The 22,896-nt window shown below is 63.1% G+C and carries 17 protein-coding genes and 1 tRNA gene; 9 read left to right on the top strand and 9 right to left on the bottom strand.

Annotated elements, in window-relative coordinates:
- Positions 1–24 precede the first annotated feature (24 nt).
- A complete protein-coding gene (gene uvrA, locus MSKU9_RS14290; RefSeq protein WP_141262058.1) occupies positions 25–3,063 on the bottom strand; it encodes an excinuclease ABC subunit UvrA in 3,039 nt (1,012 codons plus the stop codon).
- Positions 3,064–3,358: 295 nt separating this feature from the next.
- On the opposite strand from uvrA, the gene ssb reads away from it, so the two are divergent.
- From ssb to eda, 7 genes are all read left to right on the top strand, one after another.
- Positions 3,359–3,889: a single-stranded DNA-binding protein gene (ssb, locus tag MSKU9_RS14285; protein ID WP_141262207.1), complete on the top strand. Its 531-nt coding sequence runs from the start codon at positions 3,359–3,361 to the stop codon at positions 3,887–3,889.
- A gap of 161 nt (positions 3,890–4,050) precedes the next feature.
- On the top strand, positions 4,051–6,828 hold the full coding sequence (gene gyrA, locus MSKU9_RS14280) for a DNA gyrase subunit A (RefSeq protein ID WP_141262057.1): 2,778 nt from the start codon (positions 4,051–4,053) through the stop codon (positions 6,826–6,828).
- A complete protein-coding gene (gene coaD / locus MSKU9_RS14275) occupies positions 6,821–7,333 on the top strand; it encodes a pantetheine-phosphate adenylyltransferase (RefSeq protein ID WP_141262056.1) in 513 nt (170 codons plus the stop codon). Before gyrA ends, coaD begins: the two co-directional genes overlap by 8 nt.
- Before the next feature lie 62 nt (positions 7,334–7,395).
- The gene (locus MSKU9_RS14270; protein WP_141262055.1) at positions 7,396–7,887 is read left to right on the top strand and encodes a peptidylprolyl isomerase; all 492 of its coding nucleotides are present in this window, start codon (positions 7,396–7,398) and stop codon (positions 7,885–7,887) included.
- Between the two features lie 232 nt (positions 7,888–8,119).
- Positions 8,120–8,195: transfer RNA gene (locus MSKU9_RS14265), tRNA-Lys, on the top strand.
- A gap of 467 nt (positions 8,196–8,662) precedes the next feature.
- Entirely contained in the window at positions 8,663–10,501 is a 1,839-nt protein-coding gene (gene edd / locus MSKU9_RS14260; RefSeq protein WP_141262054.1) for a phosphogluconate dehydratase, read from the top strand.
- Between the two features lie 45 nt (positions 10,502–10,546).
- On the top strand, positions 10,547–11,161 hold the full coding sequence (gene eda / locus MSKU9_RS14255; RefSeq protein WP_141262053.1) for a bifunctional 4-hydroxy-2-oxoglutarate aldolase/2-dehydro-3-deoxy-phosphogluconate aldolase: 615 nt from the start codon (positions 10,547–10,549) through the stop codon (positions 11,159–11,161).
- A 582-nt stretch (positions 11,162–11,743) separates the two neighbouring features.
- On the opposite strand, the gene alkB is transcribed toward eda, so the two are convergent.
- Positions 11,744–12,400, bottom strand: a complete 657-nt coding sequence (gene alkB, locus MSKU9_RS14250; protein ID WP_141262052.1) for a DNA oxidative demethylase AlkB — start codon at positions 12,398–12,400, stop codon at positions 11,744–11,746.
- A gap of 131 nt (positions 12,401–12,531) precedes the next feature.
- Positions 12,532–13,293: a DUF2076 domain-containing protein gene (locus tag MSKU9_RS14245; protein ID WP_141262051.1), complete on the bottom strand. Its 762-nt coding sequence runs from the start codon at positions 13,291–13,293 to the stop codon at positions 12,532–12,534.
- A 210-nt stretch (positions 13,294–13,503) separates the two neighbouring features.
- Here MSKU9_RS14245 and MSKU9_RS14240 point away from each other — a divergent pair, with 210 nt between their 5' ends.
- Positions 13,504–14,394 (top strand): glycine--tRNA ligase subunit alpha, encoded by an 891-nt coding sequence (locus tag MSKU9_RS14240; RefSeq protein ID WP_141262050.1) that lies wholly within the window; start codon positions 13,504–13,506, stop codon positions 14,392–14,394.
- Positions 14,395–14,400: 6 nt separating this feature from the next.
- Positions 14,401–16,461 (top strand): glycine--tRNA ligase subunit beta, encoded by a 2,061-nt coding sequence (gene glyS, locus MSKU9_RS14235; RefSeq protein ID WP_141262049.1) that lies wholly within the window; start codon positions 14,401–14,403, stop codon positions 16,459–16,461.
- Between the two features lie 109 nt (positions 16,462–16,570).
- Here glyS and MSKU9_RS14230 read toward each other — a convergent pair whose 3' ends face one another.
- From MSKU9_RS14230 to MSKU9_RS14205, 6 genes are all read right to left on the bottom strand, one after another.
- The gene (locus MSKU9_RS14230) at positions 16,571–16,963 is read right to left on the bottom strand and encodes a DUF3293 domain-containing protein (protein WP_141262048.1); all 393 of its coding nucleotides are present in this window, start codon (positions 16,961–16,963) and stop codon (positions 16,571–16,573) included.
- Positions 16,963–18,117, bottom strand: a complete 1,155-nt coding sequence (gene rodA / locus MSKU9_RS14225; protein ID WP_141262047.1) for a rod shape-determining protein RodA — start codon at positions 18,115–18,117, stop codon at positions 16,963–16,965. Before rodA ends, MSKU9_RS14230 begins: the two co-directional genes overlap by 1 nt.
- Before the next feature lie 61 nt (positions 18,118–18,178).
- Positions 18,179–20,098: a penicillin-binding protein 2 gene (gene mrdA / locus MSKU9_RS14220; protein ID WP_141262046.1), complete on the bottom strand. Its 1,920-nt coding sequence runs from the start codon at positions 20,096–20,098 to the stop codon at positions 18,179–18,181.
- 36 nt (positions 20,099–20,134) lie between these two features.
- Positions 20,135–20,701, bottom strand: a complete 567-nt coding sequence (locus MSKU9_RS14215) for a rod shape-determining protein (protein WP_141262045.1) — start codon at positions 20,699–20,701, stop codon at positions 20,135–20,137.
- Positions 20,698–21,612 carry a rod shape-determining protein MreC gene (mreC, locus tag MSKU9_RS14210; protein WP_141262044.1) on the bottom strand — a complete coding sequence of 305 codons (915 nt, stop codon included), beginning with the start codon at positions 21,610–21,612 and terminating at the stop codon, positions 20,698–20,700. The genes MSKU9_RS14215 and mreC overlap by 4 nt, the downstream gene beginning before the upstream one ends.
- Before the next feature lie 144 nt (positions 21,613–21,756).
- Positions 21,757–22,803 carry a rod shape-determining protein gene (locus MSKU9_RS14205; RefSeq protein WP_010515049.1) on the bottom strand — a complete coding sequence of 349 codons (1,047 nt, stop codon included), beginning with the start codon at positions 22,801–22,803 and terminating at the stop codon, positions 21,757–21,759.
- Positions 22,804–22,896 lie beyond the last annotated feature (93 nt).

Here is a 22,896-nt window from a genome sequence, read left to right as displayed (position 1 = left end):
CACAGCGCCTGCAAAAACAGACGTCTATTTTACAGGTTTACGACCGGTTTTTGCCGGTTTCCCCTTCTTTTTCGCAGGTTCCGGCGCTTTGGCCGCTGTGGCTTTTTTGCCGCGTGCCTTTGCCCCGGCCGCAGGCTTCCCATCCGTTGCGGGAACCGGCACAAGCGGCTTATGATCCAGTAGCGGGCGCAGGAATCGCCCTGTATGGCTGTCGGGGCTGGCGGCGACCTGTTCGGGCGTGCCGCAGGCCACGATCCGGCCACCGCCATCACCGCCCTCCGGTCCCATGTCGATTACCCAGTCGGCGGTCTTGATGACCTCCAGGTTATGTTCGATCACCACAACCGTGTTGCCCTGGTCCACCAGTGCGTGCAGCACCTCCAGCAGCTTGCGCACGTCCTCGGTATGCAAACCGGTGGTTGGTTCATCCAGAATATAGAGCGTGCGTCCCGTGGCCCGGCGCGCCAGTTCCTTGGACAGCTTGACGCGCTGCGCCTCGCCGCCCGACAGCGTGGTGGCCTGCTGGCCAAGGGCGACGTAGCCCAACCCCACCTTCTGCAATATGGCCAGCCGGTCGCGGATACGCGGCACGGCAGAGAAATAGGGCAGCGCCTCATCCACCGACATGGCCAGCACGTCGGCAATCGACTTGCCCCGGAACTTCACATCCAGCGTCTCGCGGTTGTAGCGCGCGCCCTTGCAGGTATCGCAGGTGACGAACACGTCAGGCAGGAAGTGCATCTCGATCTTCAGCACCCCGTCGCCCTGACACGCCTCGCACCGCCCGCCCTTGACGTTGAACGAGAAGCGGCCGGGCTTGTAGCCGCGCGCCTTGCTTTCGGGCAGCTCGGCAAACCAGTCGCGGATGGGACCGAACAGGTCTGTGTAGGTGGCGGGGTTGGAACGCGGCGTGCGGCCAATGGGCGACTGATCGATATCGATGATCTTGTCCAGCTGGTCCAGCCCGTCAATGGCCGTATAGGGCGCGGGGTTCTGCCCCGAGCCCATAAGCCTGCGCGACAGGGCCTTGTACAGCGTGTCGATCACCAGCGTGGACTTGCCGCCGCCCGAAACCCCGGTCACGCAGGTAAAGGTGCCCAGCGGAAACCTGGCCGTAACATCCTTGAGGTTGTTGCCCGTCGCCCCCCGCAGCACCAGTTCGCGCCCGGGGTCGATGTCCCGGCGTTTTGCAGGCACGGGAATGCATTTGCGCCCTGACAGGTATGCCCCGGTGAGGCTGTTCGGGTTTTCGGCCACTTCCTGCGGCGTGCCGGCGGCCACGACCGTGCCGCCATTCACGCCCGCACCCGGCCCCATGTCGATCAGCCAGTCGGCGGCGCGGATCGCGTCCTCGTCATGTTCGACCACGATCAGGGTATTACCCAGCTTTTTCAGCCGGTCCAGCGTGCCCAGCAGGCGTTCATTGTCACGCTGGTGCAACCCGATGGAGGGTTCATCAAGCACATACAGCACGCCCGTCAGGCCCGAACCGATCTGGCTGGCCAGGCGGATGCGCTGGCTTTCACCGCCCGACAGCGTGGCCGACCCGCGTGACAGGGTCAGGTAATCCAGCCCCACATCATCAAGGAAGCGCAGCCGATCGAGGATTTCACGCAATATGCGGTGCGCGATCTCGGCCCGCTGGGGCGTCAGTGTCGCTTCCACCGTGCCGAACCAGTCCAGTGCCTTGCGGATGGGCATGTCGGATGCCTGCGCGATGTTCAGCCCAGCCACCTTGACCGACAGCGCCTCTGGCCGCAGTCGCGCGCCGTCGCACACATGGCATGGCTTTTCGGACTGGTAGCGCGACAGTTCCTCGCGCACCCATACGCTGTCGGTTTCCGCCATGCGGCGGCGCAGGTTCCTGACCACGCCCTCGAACGGTTTGGTCAGGCTGTAGGCACGGCGGTCGTCACGATAGGTGAACTCGATCGGGTCTTTCCCACCTTCCAGGATCACGTCCCGCACGCCTTCGGGCAGGTCTTCCCATGGTGTATCCATCGACACGCCGTAATGCTTCGCGATGGAAGCCAGTGTCTGGGTATAGTAAGGACTCTGGGCGTTACGCCACGGAGCAATGGCGCCCGCGGCCAGCGAAAGCGATTCGTCCGGCACGATCAGGCGCGGGTCGAAAAAGGTTTCCTGCCCGATGCCATCACAGGCCGGGCATGCCCCCTGCGGCGCGTTGAAGGAAAACAGGCGTGGTTCGACTTCCTCCAGCGTGAAACCGCTGACGGGACAGGCGAAGCGGGATGAGAAGACCGTGCGCGGAGCGTCCTCGCCCTCCGGTGCGTTCTTCACCACCTCTTCGGCATAGACCAGGCCGTCGGACAGGCCGAGCGCCGTCTCAAAACTGTCGGCCAGACGGGTTTCAATGCCTTCCTTGACCACGATGCGGTCCACCACCGCTTCGACCGTATGACGCAGGCGGCGATTGAGTTCGGGCACCTCGTCAATCGTATACAGCGTACCGTCCACCTTCACGCGGGTGAAACCCTTGCGCTGCAGTTCGGCCAGTTCCTTCCTGCACTCCCCCTTGCGGTCACGCAGCACCGGGGCCAGAAGCATGAGGCGCGTACCCTCGGGCATGGCCATGACGCGATCGACCATCTGGCTGATTGTCTGCGCCTCGATCGGCAGGCCGGTGGCAGGTGAATACGGCACGCCCGCGCGTGCCCACAGCAGGCGCATGTAGTCATGCACCTCGGTCACGGTGCCGACGGTGGAGCGGGGATTTTTTGATGTCGTCTTCTGTTCGATGGAGATCGCGGGCGACAGCCCCTCGATCGAATCGACATCTGGTTTCCCCATAAGCTCCAGAAACTGCCGCGCATAGGCTGACAGGCTTTCGACGTACCGTCGCTGGCCTTCGGCATAGATGGTGTCAAACGCCAGTGATGATTTGCCAGACCCGGACAGCCCGGTCATGACCGTCAGCGCGTCACGCGGTATGTCGATATCGACATTTTTCAGGTTATGTGCCCGTGCCCCGCGCACACGGATGGATTGCGGGCTGACATGCTGTGCCGCCGGAACCTGTTCCGGACGCGAAGAAACGCTCATGAACTCTCCCTGTTCCGTTCCCGTGCGGGAAAGCGGATACCGGCCGCCATTTCGGGCCACACCATATCTGGTCCTGATGGTCCATTACGACAAGGGCGACAATGCACCGGCCTGCATGCGCATGCCATCCTGCGGCACGATAGCGATCTCCTTCCCGCACTCGCAATTCCAAGTCGTATCCGGTAAGATCGCCGCACCTATTTCGCCACGATCGCCATCCGGCGGCCCGTGGCGGCATCTGGCGGCGGGCATGGCCCGGTGCCGGTCCCATACTCGAACTGCAGCAGGACAGCATATGGCGGGCAGCGTCAACAAAGTCATTCTGGTCGGTAACCTGGGCAAGGACCCCGAAGTCCGGAACAGCCAGAGCGGGGCGAAGATCGTCTCGCTGACATTGGCCACAAGCGACACATGGAATGACCGCGCATCGGGTGAGCGGCGCGAACGGACGGAATGGCACCGTGTCGTCATCTTCAACGAACGCATTGGCGACGTGGCCGAGCGTTTCCTGCGCAAGGGCCGCAAGGTCTATCTGGAAGGTTCGCTCCAGACCCGCAAATGGACCGACCAGAGCGGCCAGGACCGCTACACCACCGAAGTGGTGGTGGACCGCTTCCGTGGCGACCTTGTCCTGCTGGACAGCAACCGTGGCGGTGACGCCGGTGGTGGCGATGACATGGGCGGTGGCTATGGCGGCGGTGGCGGCTACAGCGCGCCCGCGCGCCAGCAGCCCCAGCGTAACGAACGTCCCGCCACGGGTGGCGGTGGCGGCGGCTGGGATGCGCCCGCCGGCGGCAGCGACCTGGACGACGAAATCCCGTTCTAGGCCCGCCTTACCCCCCGTGTGGCGCTTCGCTGCGGGGGGCAAGACATGCTATACACACGCAGGGACATGATGGCCGCGCCCCGGCCATAGCCTTGCCTTCCGTTCCACCCCCGTGCCCGCACGGCCACGGGGGTGGATAACCCTGACATGACGGAACTGCCTTGACCGAGATACCCGACGATCCCCTGCCCCCGTCCGACATGCTGCCGGTCACGATCGAGGAGGAAATGCGCTCCTCCTACCTCGCTTACGCGATGTCCGTCATTGTCAGCCGCGCCCTGCCGGACGTGCGCGACGGGCTGAAGCCGGTGCATCGCCGCATCCTGTATTCCATGCGCGAAAGCGGGTTCACCCACGACAAGCCCTATCGCAAATCGGCCCGCGCGGTCGGTGACGTGATGGGTAAATACCATCCGCATGGCGACTCCTCCATCTATGACGCCATGGTGCGCATGGCGCAGTCGTGGTCGATGCGGGTGAAACTGATCGACGGGCAGGGCAATTTCGGGTCGGTGGACGGGGATTCGCCCGCCGCCATGCGTTATACCGAAGCGCGCCTGGCCAAGGCCGCATCCTTCCTGCTGGATGACATCGACCGCGATACCGTCGATTTCCAGCCCAACTATGATGAAAGCGAGCAGGAACCCACAATCCTGCCCGCCGCCTTCCCCAACCTTCTGGTCAATGGCGCATCGGGCATCGCGGTGGGCATGGCGACCAACATCCCGCCTCACAACCCCACCGAGATCATTGACGCGACCCTTGCGCTGATCGCGCGTCCCGACATGACGCTGGACGACCTTCTGGAATACGTGCCGGGTCCGGACTTCCCCACCGGGGGCACCATCCTTGGCCGTGCCGGCATCCGCAGCGCGTTCGAGACGGGTCGCGGGTCGGTCATCATCCGCGCCAAGGCCGAGATCGAGGAAATCCGCAAGGATCGCCGCGCCATCATCGTGACCGAAATCCCCTATCAGGTGAACAAGTCCACGCTGCAGGAACGCATTGCCGACCTGGTGCGCACCAAGCAGGTCGAGGGCATTTCCGACATCCGTGACGAAAGCGACCGTTCGGGCATGCGCATCGTCATCGAAATCAAGCGCGAGGCGACGCCGGAAGTGGTGCTGAACCAGCTCTACCGCTTCACGCAGCTCCAGACCTCGTTTGGCGTGAACATGCTGGCCCTTGATGGCGGGCAGCCGCGCCTTATGGGCCTGAAGGACGTGCTGGAAGCGTTCATCCGCTTCCGTGAGGACGTGATCCTGCGCCGCGCGCGCTTTGACCTGAACAAGGCGCGTGACCGTGGTCACCTGCTGGTCGGCCTTGTCATCGCGGTGGCCAATATCGACGCGGTGATCGCGCTGATCCGCGCGGCCCCCGACACGGCATCCGCCCGGGCGGCCCTGATGGCGCGTGCATGGGACGCGGCCGACGTGGCGCCGCTGCTGGAACTGATCCATGACGAGGGCAATGTCATCATCGATGGCAAGGTCCACCTGACGGAAGCACAGGCGCGCGGCATTCTGGAACTGCGCCTGCAGCGCCTGACCGGGCTGGAACGTGACAAGATCCAGAGCGAACTGTCCGAAGTGGCTGTCAGGATCAACGACCTGCTGGACATCATCGCCAGCCGCCCGCGCCGCATGGAAGTCATGCGCACCGAGCTGGCCACCATCCGCGCCGAACTGGCCACGCCGCGTGCGACCGACATTGCCGATTACGCCGGTGACCAGACCGATGAAAGCCTGATCGAGCCGGGACAGATGGTCGTCACCATCACGCGCGAAGGCTTCATCAAGCGCACGCCGCTGGATGTGTTCCGCGCGCAGAACCGCGGCGGGCGTGGCCGGACGGCCGCGGGACGGCGTGGTGACGACATCATCGTGCGCTCGTTCAACGCGCATACGCACCAGTGGGTACTGTTCTTCTCCTCTGGCGGCAAGGCGTATCGGGAAAAGGTCTGGCGCCTGCCCGAAGCCAGCCCCACCGCCAAGGGCCGCGCACTGGTCAACCTGCTGCCCGACCTGGGCAGTGACACGATCACCGCCGTCCTGCCCCTGCCGCAGGATGAGGAGTTGTGGGAAAACCTGCACCTTGTCTTTGCAACCGCATCGGGCAGCGTGCGGCGTAACCGGCTGAGCGATTTCCGCAACATCCGCTCGTCGGGCCTGATCGCCATGAAGCTGGATGAAGATGACCGCCTGATCGGGGTCGCCACCTGCCGCGAAGGTCAGGACGTGTTCCTTGGCACCCGCAACGCGCGCTGCATCCGATTCCAGATCACCGATGACACGCTGCGCGTGTTCGCCGGTCGTGGCAGTTCGGGCGTACGCGGCATAAGGCTGGCCGAAGGCGACAGCGTAAACAGCCTGTGCGTGCTCAACCACGTCGAGGCCACGGTGGAGGAACGCGCCGCCTACCTGCGCATGGCCAATGCCCGCCGCCGGGCCGAGGCCGCCATGGAAGGCGATGAAGCGGAAGACACCGTGGTTTCGGATGAAGGCGAAGCCACGGGCGACCTGCCCCTGTCCTCCGAACGCTTTGCCGAACTGGAAGCGGCGGAGGAAGTGCTGCTGATCGTCAGCAACGCGGGCTATGGCCGCCGGTCCTCGGCCTATGATTACCGCGTCAGCGGACGTGGCGGGCAGGGCATCAACAACATGACCTTCTCCGCCAACAAGCGCGGCAACGCAGTGGTTGCAACGCTGCCGGTTCTGGCGGGCACGGACATCATGCTGGTGACTGATGCGGGCCGCCTGATCCGCCTGCCCATCAACCAGGTGCGTATCATGTCGCGCCAGGCCAGTGGCGTAACCCTGTTCCGCCTGAACGACACGGAAGAAGTCACCAGCGTCTTCCCGGTCATGGATGACGGGGAAGACGGTGAGGAAGGCGAGGTGACCGATGCCCCCACCCGCGATGCAGGGCAGGATGACTGAGGCCACCACCATCCGGACGGGATTCTACCCCGGCACGTTCGATCCCGTGACCAGCGGGCACATGGATATCATCGAACGTGCGGCCGGGCTGGTTGACCGGCTGGTGATCGGGGTTGCGGAAAATCGGGACAAGCACCCCCTCCTCCCGCTGGAGGAACGGCTTTTGTGCCTGCGCACCGATATCGAACCGCTGAATGCCGGGCGCGCCATCCCCGTTACCGTGGTCGGTTTTACCGGGCTGGTGGTGCATGCGGCGCGTACGCATGGGGCGCATGCAATCATTCGCGGGCTGCGGGCGGTTGCGGATTTCGAATACGAGAACCAGATGTTTGGTATGAACCAGCATATGGCACCGGACATTGACGCGCTGTTCCTGATGGCGCGGGAGGGGCACCAGTACATCTCCTCCCGGCTGGTCAAGGAAATCGCCCGGCTGGATGGGGACATTTCCGGTTTTGTCCCACCCTTTACCCGCAGGCACATTCTCAGCCGCCTGCGTGGCTGATGGAGCGGGGCCGCGCGTATGGTCCCGGTCCTCCCACCCTTCACTTTACGAAACGGATCACGATGTCTGCTACAGAAAACAAGTCCGACCTGATCAACATGGATCTCAAGACAGGACGGGTGGTGATCCGCCTGCGTCCCGACATTGCCCCGCTGGCGGCCGAGCGTATCCGCACGCTGGCAGCAGAAGGGTTTTATGACAACACCCCCTTCCACCGCGTGATCCACGGCTTCATGGCGCAGGGCGGCGACCCGACGGGCACCGGCACATCGGGCAGCAAGCTACCGGATCTGAAAGCCGAGTTCACCAACAAGGCCAAGTTCGAACGCGGCACGGTCGGCATGGCCCGCACCATGAACCCCGACAGCGCGAACAGCCAGTTCTTCATCATGTTCGAACCCTCCCCGCACCTTGATGGCCAGTACACCATCGTGGGTCAGGTGATTGAAGGCATGGACCATATTGACAAGGTCAAGCGTGGTGCAGGCCAGAGCGGCATGGTTCAGGACCCCGACCGCATCATCAAGATGCGCCCGGCTGACGCCGAAGCCTGATTTGGCGGACACGGCCGGACAGCGCGCCCCATGCGACGCGACTGCCCGGCCAGTGGGCTGTAGCCGGTGGCCTGACGACGCCCATGGCGCGCGCCACCGGCACCACAGCCTGTTTTTGCTGGCCTTATGCGGCCACGCACAGGTTGACACCCCCGCCGGGGATGTTTAGAGACCTGCGCAAGGCGTCACGCCACGGGTTTTACCGTTGCGGACCCCTTCATACAGGTGATGTGAGCCGGTAGCTCAGTCGGTAGAGCATTCGACTTTTAATCGAATGGTCGTGGGTTCGAATCCCACCCGGCTCACCATTCCCTGTCTTCCTTTTTTACATGCAATGCCGCCTGTCCCTTCAGGCCCCGCGCCATTTCCGGACGTTGGAACCTGTTGTCGGGCACGTTCGCGCACCGTGGTGCGAACCTGTGGTTTCATGGTCCAATTTACTGAAATACAATACTTTATGCGCCATCCACCGGTCTGGCGCATGGGGCATCATGGCCTGTATCCGGACCATCGGGGCGGGACACGTGGAATGTTTTTGCGTGCCCATAGATATATGGATGTTCGATCCAATAATTAAGTTATCTATTTGTGATTATTTTTATAATTTTATGTCTTGAACTTCCTATATTTTTTCAAATAAATGACCATTCGCCATGCGGTCACAGGATATTCGCACATTCCGACCGCTTTTAAACCCGCTGTCGTTGCCGGTGCAATGGATGGCGAACCTGCCTACCCCGCTTGCGGGCAGGCCTATCAATGTCTGTGAGATACCATGAGCCTGCATCCCGTCCTGACCGCCGTGACCGAACGGGTCATTTCCCGTTCGGCCCGTACCCGTCGCGCGTATCTGGACCTGATCGCGCGTGAGCGTGAAAACGGTATCAGCCGCCCCCGTCTGGCCTGTGGCAACCTTGCGCACGCCATCGCGGCGTCCGGTGATGACAAGACGGGACTGCGGTCGGCACGCGGCATGAATATCGGGATCATTACGTCGTATAACGACATGCTGTCCGCCCATCAGCCCTATGGCCGTTATCCCGACCAGATCAAGCTGTTCGCGCGCGAAGTGGGTGGCACGGCACAGGTGGCAGGAGCGACCCCCGCCATGTGCGACGGCGTGACGCAGGGGCAACCGGGGATGGAAATTTCCCTGTTCAGCCGTGACGTGATCGCCATGTCCACGGCGGTGGGGCTGAGCCACGGCATGTACGAGGGAGTCACGATGCTGGGCATCTGTGACAAGATTGTGCCCGGCCTGCTGATCGGCGCGCTGCGCTTTGGCCACCTGCCCACCATCCTGATCCCCTCCGGCCCGATGCCATCGGGCCTGCCCAACAGCGAAAAGCAGCGCATCCGCCAGCTTTATGCCGAAGGCAAGGTAGACAAGGAACGCCTGATGGATGCGGAATCCGATTCCTACCATGCAGCGGGCACCTGCACGTTCTACGGCACGGCCAACACCAACCAGATGCTGATGGAAGTCATGGGTCTGCACCTGCCCGGTTCATCCTTCGTGCCGCCCAACACGAAGCTACGGCAGGAACTGACGCGGGCGGCCGTCCACCGGCTGAGCGAAATCGGCACACGTGGCGAGGACTATCGCCCGCTGGGCCTGTGCGTGGATGAACGCGCCATCGTCAATGCCGCCGTTGGCCTGCTGGCCACGGGCGGGTCCACCAACCTTGCCATTCACCTGCCCGCCATAGCGCGGGCTGCGGGTATCGTGATCGACTGGGACGACCTTGACCATCTGTCCTCCGTCGTGCCGCAGCTGACCCGCGTCTATCCCAACGGGTCGGCGGACGTGAACGCCTTCCACGCGGTAGGCGGCATGCCCAGCCTGATTGGCTCGCTGCTGGACGCGGGGCTGCTGCATCCCGACATCATGACCGTGGCCCGTGGCGGCTTTGCCGAATACCGCAAGAAGCCCTGCATGAAGGACGACACGCTGGCATGGGAAGAAGCCGGTCCTTCCACCGATGACACCATCCTGCGCGCGCCCGCCAACCCGTTTCGTGCCGATGGCGGCATGAAGGTAATGGAAGGCAATCTGGGACGCGGCATTTACAAGACCAGTTCCGTCGCCCCCGAACGCTGGACGATCGAGGCCCCGGCCGCCGTATTCGACCATCAGGAAGACGTGCTGAAAGCCTTCAGGGACGGAAAGCTGGACCGGGATGTGGTTGTCGTCGTGCGCTTTCAGGGACCAGCCGCCAACGGCATGCCCGAACTGCACAAGCTGACGCCGACGCTGGCGGTGCTGCAGGACCGGGGGCACAAGGTGGCGCTGGTGACCGATGGCCGCATGTCGGGTGCCAGCGGCAAGGTGCCCGCCGCCATTCATATCGGCCCCGAAGCCTATGTCGGCGGTCCGCTGTCGCTGCTGCGCGATGGGGATATGGTGCGTGTGTGTGCGCAAACGGGCCAGATTGATGTGCTGGTGTCGGCCACGGAACTGGCAAACCGCACGCCGTCGCGCCCGCCCGCACCGCAGTTCGGCACGGGGCGCGAGCTGTTCGCGCTCATGCGCGCAAATGTGGACATGCCCGAACAGGGAGCATCGGCCATCCTTGCCTCCATGGACCACATGGCGGCACAAGAAGACGCCTGAACCCGGCGCATGCGCCGCGAACCGTTGTGAAAAAGGGAGGCCGACATGGCCCGCATTGAAGACATCATGACCCTTGCCCCGGTTATCCCGGTGCTGGTCATCCACGATCCCGCCCATGCCCGCCCGGTGGCCGAAGCTCTGGTGGCCGGTGGCCTGCGCGCGCTGGAAGTCACCCTGCGCACCGAATGCGCGCTGGAAGTCATTGCCGAAATGGCGAAGGTGGAAGGTGCCGTCGTGGGCGCTGGCACCGTGCTGAATGGCGATGACCTGAAAAGTTCGGTTGACGCGGGAGCCCGCTTTATCGTCAGCCCCGGCCTGACCGCCAATGTCGCCCATGCCGCAAACGCGTGCGACGTCCCGCTGCTGCCCGGCACGGCCAATGCCAGCGACATCATGCGCGGGCTGGATCTGGGACTGACGCATTTCAAATTCTTCCCCGCCGTCGCGGCAGGTGGCATTCCGGCGCTGAAGGCCCTGTCCGCCCCGTTCGGTCAGGCGCGTTTCTGCCCCACTGGCGGCATCAAGGCTGATACCGCAGCCGAATGGCTGGGCCTGCCATCTGTCCTGTGCGTGGGTGGATCGTGGCTGGTGCCCACGGGCACGCCTGATGTCGCGGCGATTACGGCACGCGCGAAGCAGGCCGCCGCACTCAAGGTCTGATACCCCATAACAAATTGATAAAAAGAAAAGTTCTGGGTGCCGCCTTTTCCCAAAAAGGCGGCATTCTTTCCGAATCTTTTTTCAAAAAGCTTCGCCAAAAACTTTCTTTCTATTTACATGCCCGACGATTGTTCGTGTCGGCTTTCCCTTCCGCCTTTCCTAACAGAGTGCAATACCACCACGATGGTCAGGTAACGGAACAGGCCAGTTATGGAGCATAACCTTGGCGGAACGGACCATCGCCTGCAACGCCCCCTGCAACCCACACTTCAGCGACCATTCATTCACCGGCAGGCTACATGAAAAATACATGTGGGATGAAAGGGAATACGGGCAACTGAAGCAGGCCATCACCTGCCTGTCCCGGCATAAATGCACGGCCCCCGTCATACGCGCGCAGGCATTTGATATTTTCAGTTACCTCATGTCCAGCGCGTTGATGGGCCACTCAATCCCGATGACCTGTTCAGGATCACCAACATGGATACCGAACAGTTCGGGACACGACGCAACGAGCTGCAGACCCTGTTCGACAATTTCCGGGGAAACAGACAGTTCCGTCAGCCCTGAGACCACCCCACCTTACCACACCCGCCGGAAGGTCAGGTTGTAACGGCACGGACCCGTCACCGGGTGCTGGCCCGCCCGCAACGCGGCGATACCGTGGAACACCAGCCGTGACAGGCCGCCCCACACCACGACATCCCCATGCAGCAGGGGAATGCGCCGGACCGGGTCCGTCCGCTGCAACCCGCCCCACTGGAACATGGCAGGCAGACCGAAGGAGACGGACACAACCGGCGCATCCGTCCGTTCATCATCATCCTGATGCAGCCCCATGCGCGCACCCGGCCGATATCCGTTGATCAGGCAGGTATCAGGCGCGAAACCATCATACCCTGCCAGCCGCGCGGCGTCGGTGGCCCATGCCCGCCATGCAGTCGGCAGGGCGGGCCAGGACTGACCCGTCATGGGATCATGAGTTTCATAACGGTGGCCACGCGCATCACTACACCAGCCAGCAGCCCCGCAGCAGGTCATGGCGACCGACATCATGCCGCCGCCCGCTGTCGTCATGCGTCGGAAAGGGGAAAGCCGTGCAATCTGCTTTATACCCGCCAGCATATCCGTCGCCTGCATGGCCGCATGGCCACGCAGCACAGCGGCCCCCGTATCAAGCACCTCATGCTTCGGAACAGGAGAAAGCGGCAGGTCGAGCATGAATTCCCGCTGTGTCATGCCCTGCTCCCCCTCTGCCCTGCTAAGGTTCAAAAACAAACCACTGATAAAAAAAGTTTCAGGAAATACCACTGAAAGAAAAAGGGGCACCCATGATGGATGCCCCTTCCCAATCGCGCCATGGGCGCCGGTCAGAAGCTGTTATCGTCGCCCGCGTCGAAACCGCCCCCATCAAATCCGCCGCTATCATCGCCGCCACCAGCGTCAAAGCCGGGGTCGGCGCTGGTGCCACCACCGGCGAACGGGTCGGCACCGCCGGTGCCCGCCGTGCTGTCGCCATAGTAGTTGTTGATCGTCTCACTCCCCGGCTGCGGCATGCCACTGGCGAATCCGCCCGCGTCATGATGACCGCTGAACAGGCCCGTCAGCGCATTGCCCATCATCATGCCACCAGCGACGCCCGCCGCCGTGGTCAGGGCCGACCCAAGGAAGCCCGAACCGCGCGCGGGGAACATGCCCGGCTGCATACCCGGCGGATAGACCGGCTGCGGCGGCGGAGCAGAGGGTGCTGCACCTCCCCAGCCCGGCGGGGGGGCGGCCTGCTGCGCGCGCTGCCCGCCACCGAACATGCCGCTGAGGAACCCGCCGCCCGATGATGGCTGGGACTGGGCCTGCTGCTGAAGCTGCTGGATCTGCTGCTGCGCCTGCTGCACCTGCCACTGAAGCTGGCGGATCTGGTTCTGCGCCTCCGCCAGCGCGGCTTCCTGCACCACGGCAGTCTGGGTGATGCGGTAGCGGGCTTCAGGATATTTCTGGAACATCTCCCCGATATACTGGTCGGCCTGCGGGTCGATTGGCGGAAGGGCGTTTGCCGTCTGGGGCACGCTGCCGGGGGCATTGCCCCCGACGCGGGCAAAAAACTGTGTGATCAGCTGGCGTTCCTGGTCATTCATCCTGTCTGTCCTGCCTTGGGCTGGGAATACCGTTTCCCTGCCGATGTGGGTCGTGCGCGTGCAATAAGCAAGGGCGGATCCTGCCATACAGGGTCGATCCGGGCTCAGGGCACGCCCTACCTTCCGGTCGGGGCCGCATAACGGTATGCTGTCCGGCGATTTTGCGCCAGATGGTGCATACCTGTCCCCGTTTTGCGGAGCATCTTGTTCATGGACCCGGCCCCTGTGCCCCGATCACCCACATCTTCCCGCCCGCTGTCGTTTCAGGGGCTGATCCTGAAACTACACCAGTTCTGGTCCGATCAGGGCTGCGCCATTCTCCAGCCCTACGACACCGAAGTGGGCGCGGGCACCCTGTCGCCGCACACCACGCTGCGCGCGCTTGGCCCGAAACCGTGGAAGGCGGCCTATGTCCAGCCCTGCCGCCGCCCGTCCGATGGCCGCTATGGCGAAAACCCGAATCGGCTGCAGCACTATTACCAGTATCAGGTACTGCTCAAGCCTACGCCGGAAGACAGCCAGAAGCTGCTGCTGGACAGCTATCGCGCCATTGGCATCGACCCGCTGGAACACGATATCCGCTTTGTCGAGGATGACTGGGAAAACCCCACCATCGGCGCATGGGGACTGGGCTGGGAAGTCTGGTGCGACGGGATGGAGGTGACGCAGTTCACCTATTTCCAGCAGGTTGGCGGCATTCCCACCGTCATGCCTTCGACCGAACTGACCTACGGGCTGGAACGGCTGGCGATGTACGTGCAGGGAATCGAGAATGTCTATGACCTCGATTTCAACGGGCAGGGTCTGAAATACGGCGATGTGTTCCTGCGCGCGGAACAGGATTATTCCCGCCACAACTTCGAGGCGGCGGATGTGGAGATGCTGCACCGTCACTTCATCGACGCCGAGCGCGAATCCAACGCCCTGGCCGAAGCGGGGCTGGCCCAGCCCGCCTATGACCAGTGCCTGAAGGCCAGTCACCTGTTCAACCTGCTCGATGCACGCGGCGTGATCAGCGTCAGCGAACGGGCATCCTATATCGGCCGCGTACGCGCGCTGGCCAAACGCTGCTGCGAAGCGTGGCTGGCGGGCGAGGAATAAGAGATCATGCCCGAACTTCTTATCGAACTCTTTTCCGAGGAAATCCCCGCCCGCATGCAGGCGCGCGCGGCAGCCGACCTCGAACGCCTGGTGTGTGAGGCGCTCAGTCCCCTCAACCCGCGCAATACTACGGCATTTGCCAGCCCGCGCCGTATCGCACTGTCGCTGACGGTGGATGCAACGGTGCCCGGCGGCACGGTGAATGAACGCGGCCCGCGTGAAAGTGCCCCGGAAAAGGCACTGGCAGGCTTCATGCGCAAGCATGGGGTGGACCGTGACGCGCTGGTGGCGGAAAATGGCTTCTGGGTAATGCATCGTGAGATCGCTCCCATCCCGGCGGCCCAGCAGGTGGCCAGCGTCCTGCCCGGCCTGCTGCGCCGTTTCCCGTGGCCCAAATCCATGCGCTGGGGTGTTGGCAGCGCCTTTACATGGGTGCGCCCGCTACGCCGGATCGTATGCATCCTTGATGGTGCGGTCGTGGACTTCACGCTGGCGGAAGGCGAGGATAACGGCCATGGCCTGAAGGCTGGCAACCTGACCGAAGGCCACCGTTTCACCGCGCCCGGCGCGTTTGCCGTCAGCAGCACGAAAGAATGGCTGGATGGCCTGCGCGCCCATCAGGTCGAGCCCGACGCCGCCGCACGGCGCACCATCATTGCCGAAGGTGTGGCACGCCTTGCGGCCGAGGAAGGGCTGAGCGTCGTGACCGATCCCGGCCTGATTGACGAAGTCGCGGGCCTGACCGAATGGCCGGTGCCATTTCTGGGCCAGATCGACGACGAATTCATGACCCTGCCACCCGAAGTAATGCAGGTTTCCATGCGCGTGAACCAGCGCTACTTCGCGCTGCGCAATACCGATGGCTCTGCGGCGCCCCGCTTTGCCTTCGTCGCCAACCTGCTGCCCCGTGATGGCGGTGCGCTGACCATCGCGGGCAATGAACGCGTGCTGCGCGCGCGTTTTGCCGATGCACGGCATTTCTGGGATCTTGACCGCGCCCGCACGCTGGAAAGCCGCGTGCCCGCGCTGGACAGGATCGTGTTCCATGCATCGCTTGGCAGTCAGGGTGCGCGCGTGCAGCGCATTGTTCGCCTTGCCGGGCTACTGGCCCCGCTGACAGGTGCCGACACGGCACAGGCCGAACGCGCGGCACTGCTGTGCAAAGCGGACCTGACCACCGGCATGGTAGGGGAATTCCCGGAACTGCAGGGTATCATGGGGGGCTATTACGCCCGTCATGATGGGGAAGCGGATGCGGTAGCCGATGCCATTGGCGCGCATTACATGCCCCGTGGCCCGCAGGACGACGTGCCCCGTGCCCCGGTTTCGGTCACGGTCGCTCTGGCGGACAAGATCGACATGCTGGCCGCCTTCTTTGCCGTGGGTGAAAAGCCGGGTGGGTCGGGCGACCCTTACGCCCTGCGTCGCGCGGCGCTGGGGGTAATCCGCATCATCCGTGAAAACGGGCTGCGGCTGGATCTGGCCAAGGTATTCTGGGAAGCGGCACAGGGCCTGCCCGAAGCCCTGCGCCTTGCACCCGATCTGGACGTTCTGCCAGAATTCGTGGCTGACCGCCTGCGCGTGCAGCTGCGTGGCGAAGGCGCGCGGCATGACATCCTTGCTGCCGTATCGGTTGGCAACACGGATACGGACATCGTGCGCCTGCTGGCGCGTGCAAAAGCCATTGCCGACATGCTGGAGACCGAGGACGGGCGCAACATGCTGGCGGCGACCAAGCGCGCAGCCAATATCCTGCGCATCGAGGACCGCAAGGACGGCCCGCATGAGGGCACGCCCAATCCGGCGCTGTACACCCAGGCCGAGGAAAAGGTGCTGGCCGAGCAGTTGCAGAAAACCATACCGGCCGTCGAACAGGCCATCGCACAGGAACGCTACGAAGATGCGATGCGTGACGTGGCGACCCTGCGCCCGGCCCTTGACCAGTTCTTTGACAAGGTCACTGTGAACGACACCGATCCCGCCGTACGCGCCAACCGCCTGCGCCTGCTGTCGGAACTGTGCCGCATGACGGTGCTGATCGCCGATTTCAGCCAGATTGAAGGCTGATACCAACTGATAAAAATAAAGTAGTAAAAGTTTTTGGGTGCCGCATTTTTTCAAAAAGGCGGCATTTTTTTAAGCTTTTTGCAAAAAGCTTAACCAAAAACTTCTTTCCTTACGCCAGATACACCAGCCGCGCGGGTCGCGTGCCATGCAGCACGACCACCGCATTCTGCCGGAACAGGCGCGCAAGCCGCAACCCGCGCGCCAGCGGCACCCGCACCGCGTAAAGCGGTTCGGACCATCGACCTGACCGCCCTTCGCCCAATGCATGGGGCACGCCACGCAGATGGCGGGCCAGTTCGCGCATCATCCGCCGGTTCCAGCCATCCGCACGCAGTCGCCCACCGGGATTACATGCGCTCAGCAGCACGATGTCACCTTTCGGCGCCCTGCCCCGCCAACGGGGCGGCTGGTCAATACGGATAACCGGCAGGCCATGCGCATGGTACGTACTCAGCCGATAGGCACGGTGAACAGCGGCCGTAGGCGGGACAATGCCCGTCATCAGTCCCTGTTCTCCACCGTTTCGCCAAATGTATCGTTGCGATGCACCCATGCGGACATGAGCAGCCCGAAACCGAACATGACCATCAGCATGGCCGAACCGCCATAGGAAATCAGCGGCAGCGGCACGCCCCCCACGGGGATCGCACCCATCACCATGGACAGGTTGACCGCGCAGTACAGGAAGAAATTGACTGAAATGCCCAGCCCCAGCAGTCGCCCGAACTGGTTGCGGCTGCGCATGGCGATCAGCATGCCGCCAAAAACCAGCAGCAGCAGCATGCCGATAACGGTAATGCCACCGACATAACCCCATTCCTCGGCAATCATGGTGAAGATGAAGTCGGTCTGCTTTTCAGGCAGGAAATTCAGCTGCCCCTGCGTGCCATGCAGGTAGCCCTGCCCCCACATGCCCCCCGACCCCAGCGCAATCTTGGACTGGATGATGTTGTAGCCCGCCCCCAGCGGGTCACTTTCGGGATGCAGGAAGGTCGTGACACGCGCCTTCTGGTAATCATGCAGGTGGCCATAGGCAATCTTGGCCAGAAACGGCATGGGCAGGATAAGCAGCGCGATCTGCCACAGCCGCATACCTGCGGCAAAGAACATGCTGGCCCCCACCGTGCCAATGATGACGGCGGTGCCAAGGTTTGGCTCCTTGAGCACAAGGGCGACCGGCACAAGCACCATAAGGGCGGGCGGCAGCAGAAACAGCGGATTGCCCATGCGGCGGTAACTGATCTTGTGAAACCATGCCGCCAGCATGAGGACGAGGGCGATCTTGGCCAGTTCCGATGGCTGCACCTGCAGCCCCCCCAGCATGAGCCACCGCTCCGCCCCCTTGCCTACATGCCCCATGCGCAGCACGGCAACGAGCAGGATGAGCGAGAAGATGTAAAGCGGCCACGCCATGCGTACCAGTATGCCGGGACTCATCAATGAAATGCCCAGCATCATGACCACGCCAAAGCAGAAGCGGATGGATTGCGGCCCCGCGAACGGACGCGACGTGCCCCCGCCCGCGGAATACAGCGCCCCATAACCCACAACCGCCAGTGCGCAGATCAGCAGCACATACAGCCAGTTGACCTGCCACAGCTTGGTCAGGATCTGGAAATTGGGTTCGGCGCGCAGCAGGCGCTTCTGGAATTTCATTCCATTCTCCACAACAGGCACGGCAATGGCATGGCCCCAAGCGGGGTCACCGGCGGGTGGGTCAGTCCACCTCGGCCTGCGCCACTTCCTGCCCCGGCGGTTCACGGTGGTTGACCGGATCACGACGCAGGGTATCGGTCATGATATCACGCGCAAGGGGGGCGGCGACATCCGCACCCGCATTGCCATGCTCGATCACCACCGCCGTGGCGTAGCGCGGTGCGTCATACGGGGCATAGCAGATGAACAGCGCATGCGGGCGATATTCCCATGGCAGGTTGGCGGAATTGAAGTGCCCGCTTTCGCGCATCGCGCGCGAGACGCGACGCACCTGCGCCGACCCGGTCTTGCCCGCCATCTGCACGCCCGGAATGTCCAGCCGGGCCTTGGGGGCCGTGCCGCCTTCCTCATTCACCACGGCGAACATGCCCGCACGGATGTCCTGAAAGAAGTGGTCAGGCATGTCCATGCCCGACGCATGGCCAAGATCGGTCAGCGCCGCCGTGCGCCCCGCGATGGAACGGATCAGGTGCGGCTGCACCTCACGCCCAGTGGCGATGCGTGAGGCATAGGTCGCCAGTTGCAGCGGCGTGACCTGCACGAATCCCTGCCCGATGCCACTGACAATGGTATCACCGCCATTCCAGTGGTGCCCGTGCCTGCGCCGCCACGTCGGCGTTGGGATCAGGCCCTGGCGCACATGGGGCAGTTCGATTTCGGGCAGCTTCGCCCCCAGCCCGAACAGTTCGGACGTGGCCGCGATCGCGTCCATGCCGGTGCGGCGCGCGACTTCGTAAAAGAAGACGTCACAGGAATACTTGAGGCCCTGCCGCAGGTTGATCGACCCATGCCCATAGCGTGACCAGCAGTGGAAGCGCGTGCCGCCCACATCAATGTAGCCGGGGCAGGAAATCCGGTCGGATGGCGACAGCGTGCCCGCGCGCAGCGCCGCCATGGCCACGGCGGGCTTGAAGGTGGAACCGGGCGGGTACAGCCCCGATACCGCCTTGTTGATCAGCGGGGTCTGGCTGTTGTTGGTCCATTCGATCCACTGGGCCTGGCTTACGCCACTATCGAACAGCGAGGGGTCGAAGGACGGGTTGCTGACCATGGCCAGCACTTCGCCATTGCGGCAGTCCATCACCACTGCACTGGCCGACTGGTCGGCAATGCGGCCAAGCACCTGCTGCTGCAGGCCGCTGTCGATGGTCAGGGCGATCTCGTCACCTGCCAGTCCCTCGTCACGGTCCAGTTCGGCCATGACTCGGCCAACGGCGTTGACCTCCATCTCGACCGAACCAACCTGCCCGCGCAGGTTGCCGTCCTGTGTCTGCTCGATCCCCGAACGGCCGACACGCATACCCGGCAGCGCCAGTTCGGCATTATGCACCACGTCCTTTTCCGCGGGCGGGGCGACATAACCCACCACATGCGCCAGCAGCGGGCCAAAGGGATAGACGCGCGTCGTGCCCACATCGATCAGCACGCCGGGCAGCGAGGGCATGTTCAGTTCCAGCCGCGCCATGTCATCCCATGACAGGAAATCACGCAGCATGATCGGGATGAACCGCCGCTTGTGCCGCAGTTCATGCTCGATACGCGTAAGGTCACGCGGTTCCAGCGGCACAAGCTGGCCAAAACGTTCCAGCGTCCCGGCAATGTCGGTGGTTTCTTCCGCCAGCAGAAGCGCACGCCAGTTGATGCGGTTGGACGCGACCGAAATGCCGAAACGGTCCGTGATCCGCCCGCGTGGCGGCGCGAAGAAGCGTTTGCTCAGACGGTTGTTTTCCGCAAGCTTCGCATAATGGCTGCCGTTGAGAACCTGAAGCCCGTACAGGCGTTCCCCCAATGCCCCCAGCACCGCGCCCTGTGCCGCCATAAGCACAAGCGCACGACGGGTGAATACGCCACGGGAAGGGTTCTTGCCTTCCTCGGGACGGGACATGAGCCGGTTGCCGGATTTCTTCTTACGAAACTTCATTCATTTATCCGGCGCGGAGGCACGATCGCATCCGCTTCAGGAAGGGTCCGCGTTGTTGACGACAAAACGGTAGGTCCAGACAAACCCCGTATACAGGACAGGAAAACTGCCGAAGGCCAGGACTGTCTCGAAAACAAAGGGGAGAAACTCCACAATATGCAATGCCAGTGCGGAACACAGTACCCATTGTAGCGCCGTAACGCCCACCATCACCACGCCAAACACAAACCAGAGTACAAAAAAATTGACCCGTGCCAGTGTGTAACGTCCCGACAGCGCGATCCCATGCACGATCAGCATCGTAAGCAGCATGACCCCCGCAGGTCCGAAGCTGAGGATATCCACCCATATGCCCAGCATGAACACGGCGATAGAGGGCATGAGCACCGGCACGAAAACCGACCACAGGAAAATCGCCGCCATGATGATGGCGGGCATCAGCTCCACCTGTCCCGGCAGGTTAAGCGGTGCGGACAGCACCAGCGCCACGAAAAACACGAACAGGCACGGCACGCTGCTGCGCATGCCATGATCGATGCGGTAACCCAGCCCTGAACGCGGGTGGATACCGGGCCGGATGGGGGGCGGCGTGAAGTTTTTCATCCATGCAGCCCCTGATCGGGACGGGACTGGAACTGTGATGGCAGGGACATGGTCCGCCCGACATTGGGCAGTGGCACGCGGCCCGGGGCATCGGGCGGGGACACGGTATCCTCATAATCGAATATGCGCAGGATATCGATATGATCCAGCGCCGCCGCCGGTACCACCACCGGCTGCCCCGGCCGCACGTAATGCACATGCCCCACCGGCAGGCCCGCCGGCAGGCTTTCGATTTCCCCGTTGGTCACGACACGTTCCCCTTCGATCGGGACGTTATCCTGCGGATAGAAGATGATGCGCGGCAGGGCGGTATTGTCCCCCGCCATGATCGCCGCCGCATGGCTGGATTCCAGCGTGACCGGCAGGCGACTGGACGAATCGGTAATCAGCAGCACGCGGACAGAACGCTTGCCGACTTCGGTCACCCGGCCCACCAGCCCCGATCCATCCAGCGCGATCCCCCCCTTGCGGACCGCCGTGTCGGGATTGATCGCCAGCAGGACAGCGCGGGCGTACAGCCCACTGGTGTCACGTACCACACGCCCAGTGACAAAGGCGGGCGCGTTATCGGGAATCCAGTGCAGGTTTGATTTCAGCGCGGCATTTTCATCCGCCAGCGCTGCCGCCACGTCATACCAGTGGCGCAGCGACACGTTTTCGGCGCGCAGGCGGATATTCTCGGCCTCAAGGTTGCGGATATCCTGCAGATTGCCTGACAGCCAGCGCAGCTTCGCCTGTGGCCACGCCACCAGCCCGTAGGCCGGGGCCAGCAGGTCAGCGGTCTGCATGCGCAGTTTCTCAATCAGTGGACGGTCCGCCTTGCCCAGCAGGATCACGCCACAGGCCACAAGAATAAGCGCGGGCAGCACCAGCTTGCCAAGCGCCTGACGGAACTGGATGGAAACAGGCATCACCTTACCCTTCCACGCGCAACGGTTACGTCACGCCTGCCGGGCCGTCCAATACTGCCTGGTCGCCGGACCTGCATCGTCCTGCGTCTCCCCCATCCGCACGCTGCCCTCCCTACGCAGCAGGCAGCGCACCTGTCCCGTTCGTCAGTACATACTTGTCAGTACGTTGCGCAGGCGCTTCATTTCCTCAAGCGCGCGGCCGGTGCCCATCGCCACACAGGACAGCGCGTCCTCACCCACCGTAACCGGCAGGCCGGTTTCACGCCGCAGCACTTCATCCAGACGGTAAAGCAGCGCCCCGCCACCGGTCAGGACAATACCCTTGTCCACGATATCGGCTGCCAGTTCCGGGGGCGTATTTTCCAGCGCGGTGGTCACCGCATCCAGGATCTGGCTGACCGGCTCGGCCAGGCTGTCGGCAATCTGCGCCTGCGACACCACGACTTCACGCGGGACACCGTTGATCAGGTCACGTCCCTTGACCTCACGCCACGGACCCGGGTCATCCGGGTCATCCGGCGGCATGGCGGAGCCAAGGTGGATCTTGATCTGCTCGGCCGAGCTTTCACCGATCAGCAGGTTGTGGTTGCGGCGGATGTAGGAAATGATCGCCTCATCCATCTTGTCGCCACCCACCCGCACGGACCGGGCGTACACGATGCCACCAAGCGAGATCACGGCTACTTCCGTCGTGCCACCGCCGATATCGACGATCATGCTGCCCGAAGGCTCGGTCACCGGCAGGCCCGCACCTATGGCGGCGGCCATGGGTTCCTCGATCAGGAAAACCTTGCGCGCGCCAGCACTTTCGGCACTTTCCTGAATGGCGCGGCGTTCCACCGCGGTCGAGCCTGATGGCACACAGACGATGATGAGCGGGCTGGCAAACATGCGGCGGTTATGCACCTTGCGGATGAAATGCTTGATCATTTCTTCCGCAACTTCAAAATCCGCAATCACGCCATCACGCAGGGGGCGGATGGCCGTGATGTTGCCGGGGGTACGGCCAACCATCTGCTTGGCTTCCTCACCGACCGCAAGAACCTGCTTCTTGCCCCGTACCTCTGCCAGCGCGACGACCGACGGTTCATTCAGGACGATACCACGTCCCTTGACGTAAACCAGCGTATTCGCCGTGCCGAGGTCGATCGCCATGTCAGCGGAAAGCAGACCCAGTACACGAGCAAACATCCAGAACTCCCGACATCAACACCAGACAGGACTGTCCCACATCCCGACCGGCAGTGCATGCCCTGATGACATGCCTTGCGTACTGTCGAAAAC

This window comes from Komagataeibacter diospyri, from assembly GCF_006538165.1.
Lineage (GTDB): Bacteria > Pseudomonadota > Alphaproteobacteria > Acetobacterales > Acetobacteraceae > Komagataeibacter > Komagataeibacter diospyri.
This window is presented reverse-complemented; position numbering and strand designations above follow the sequence as displayed.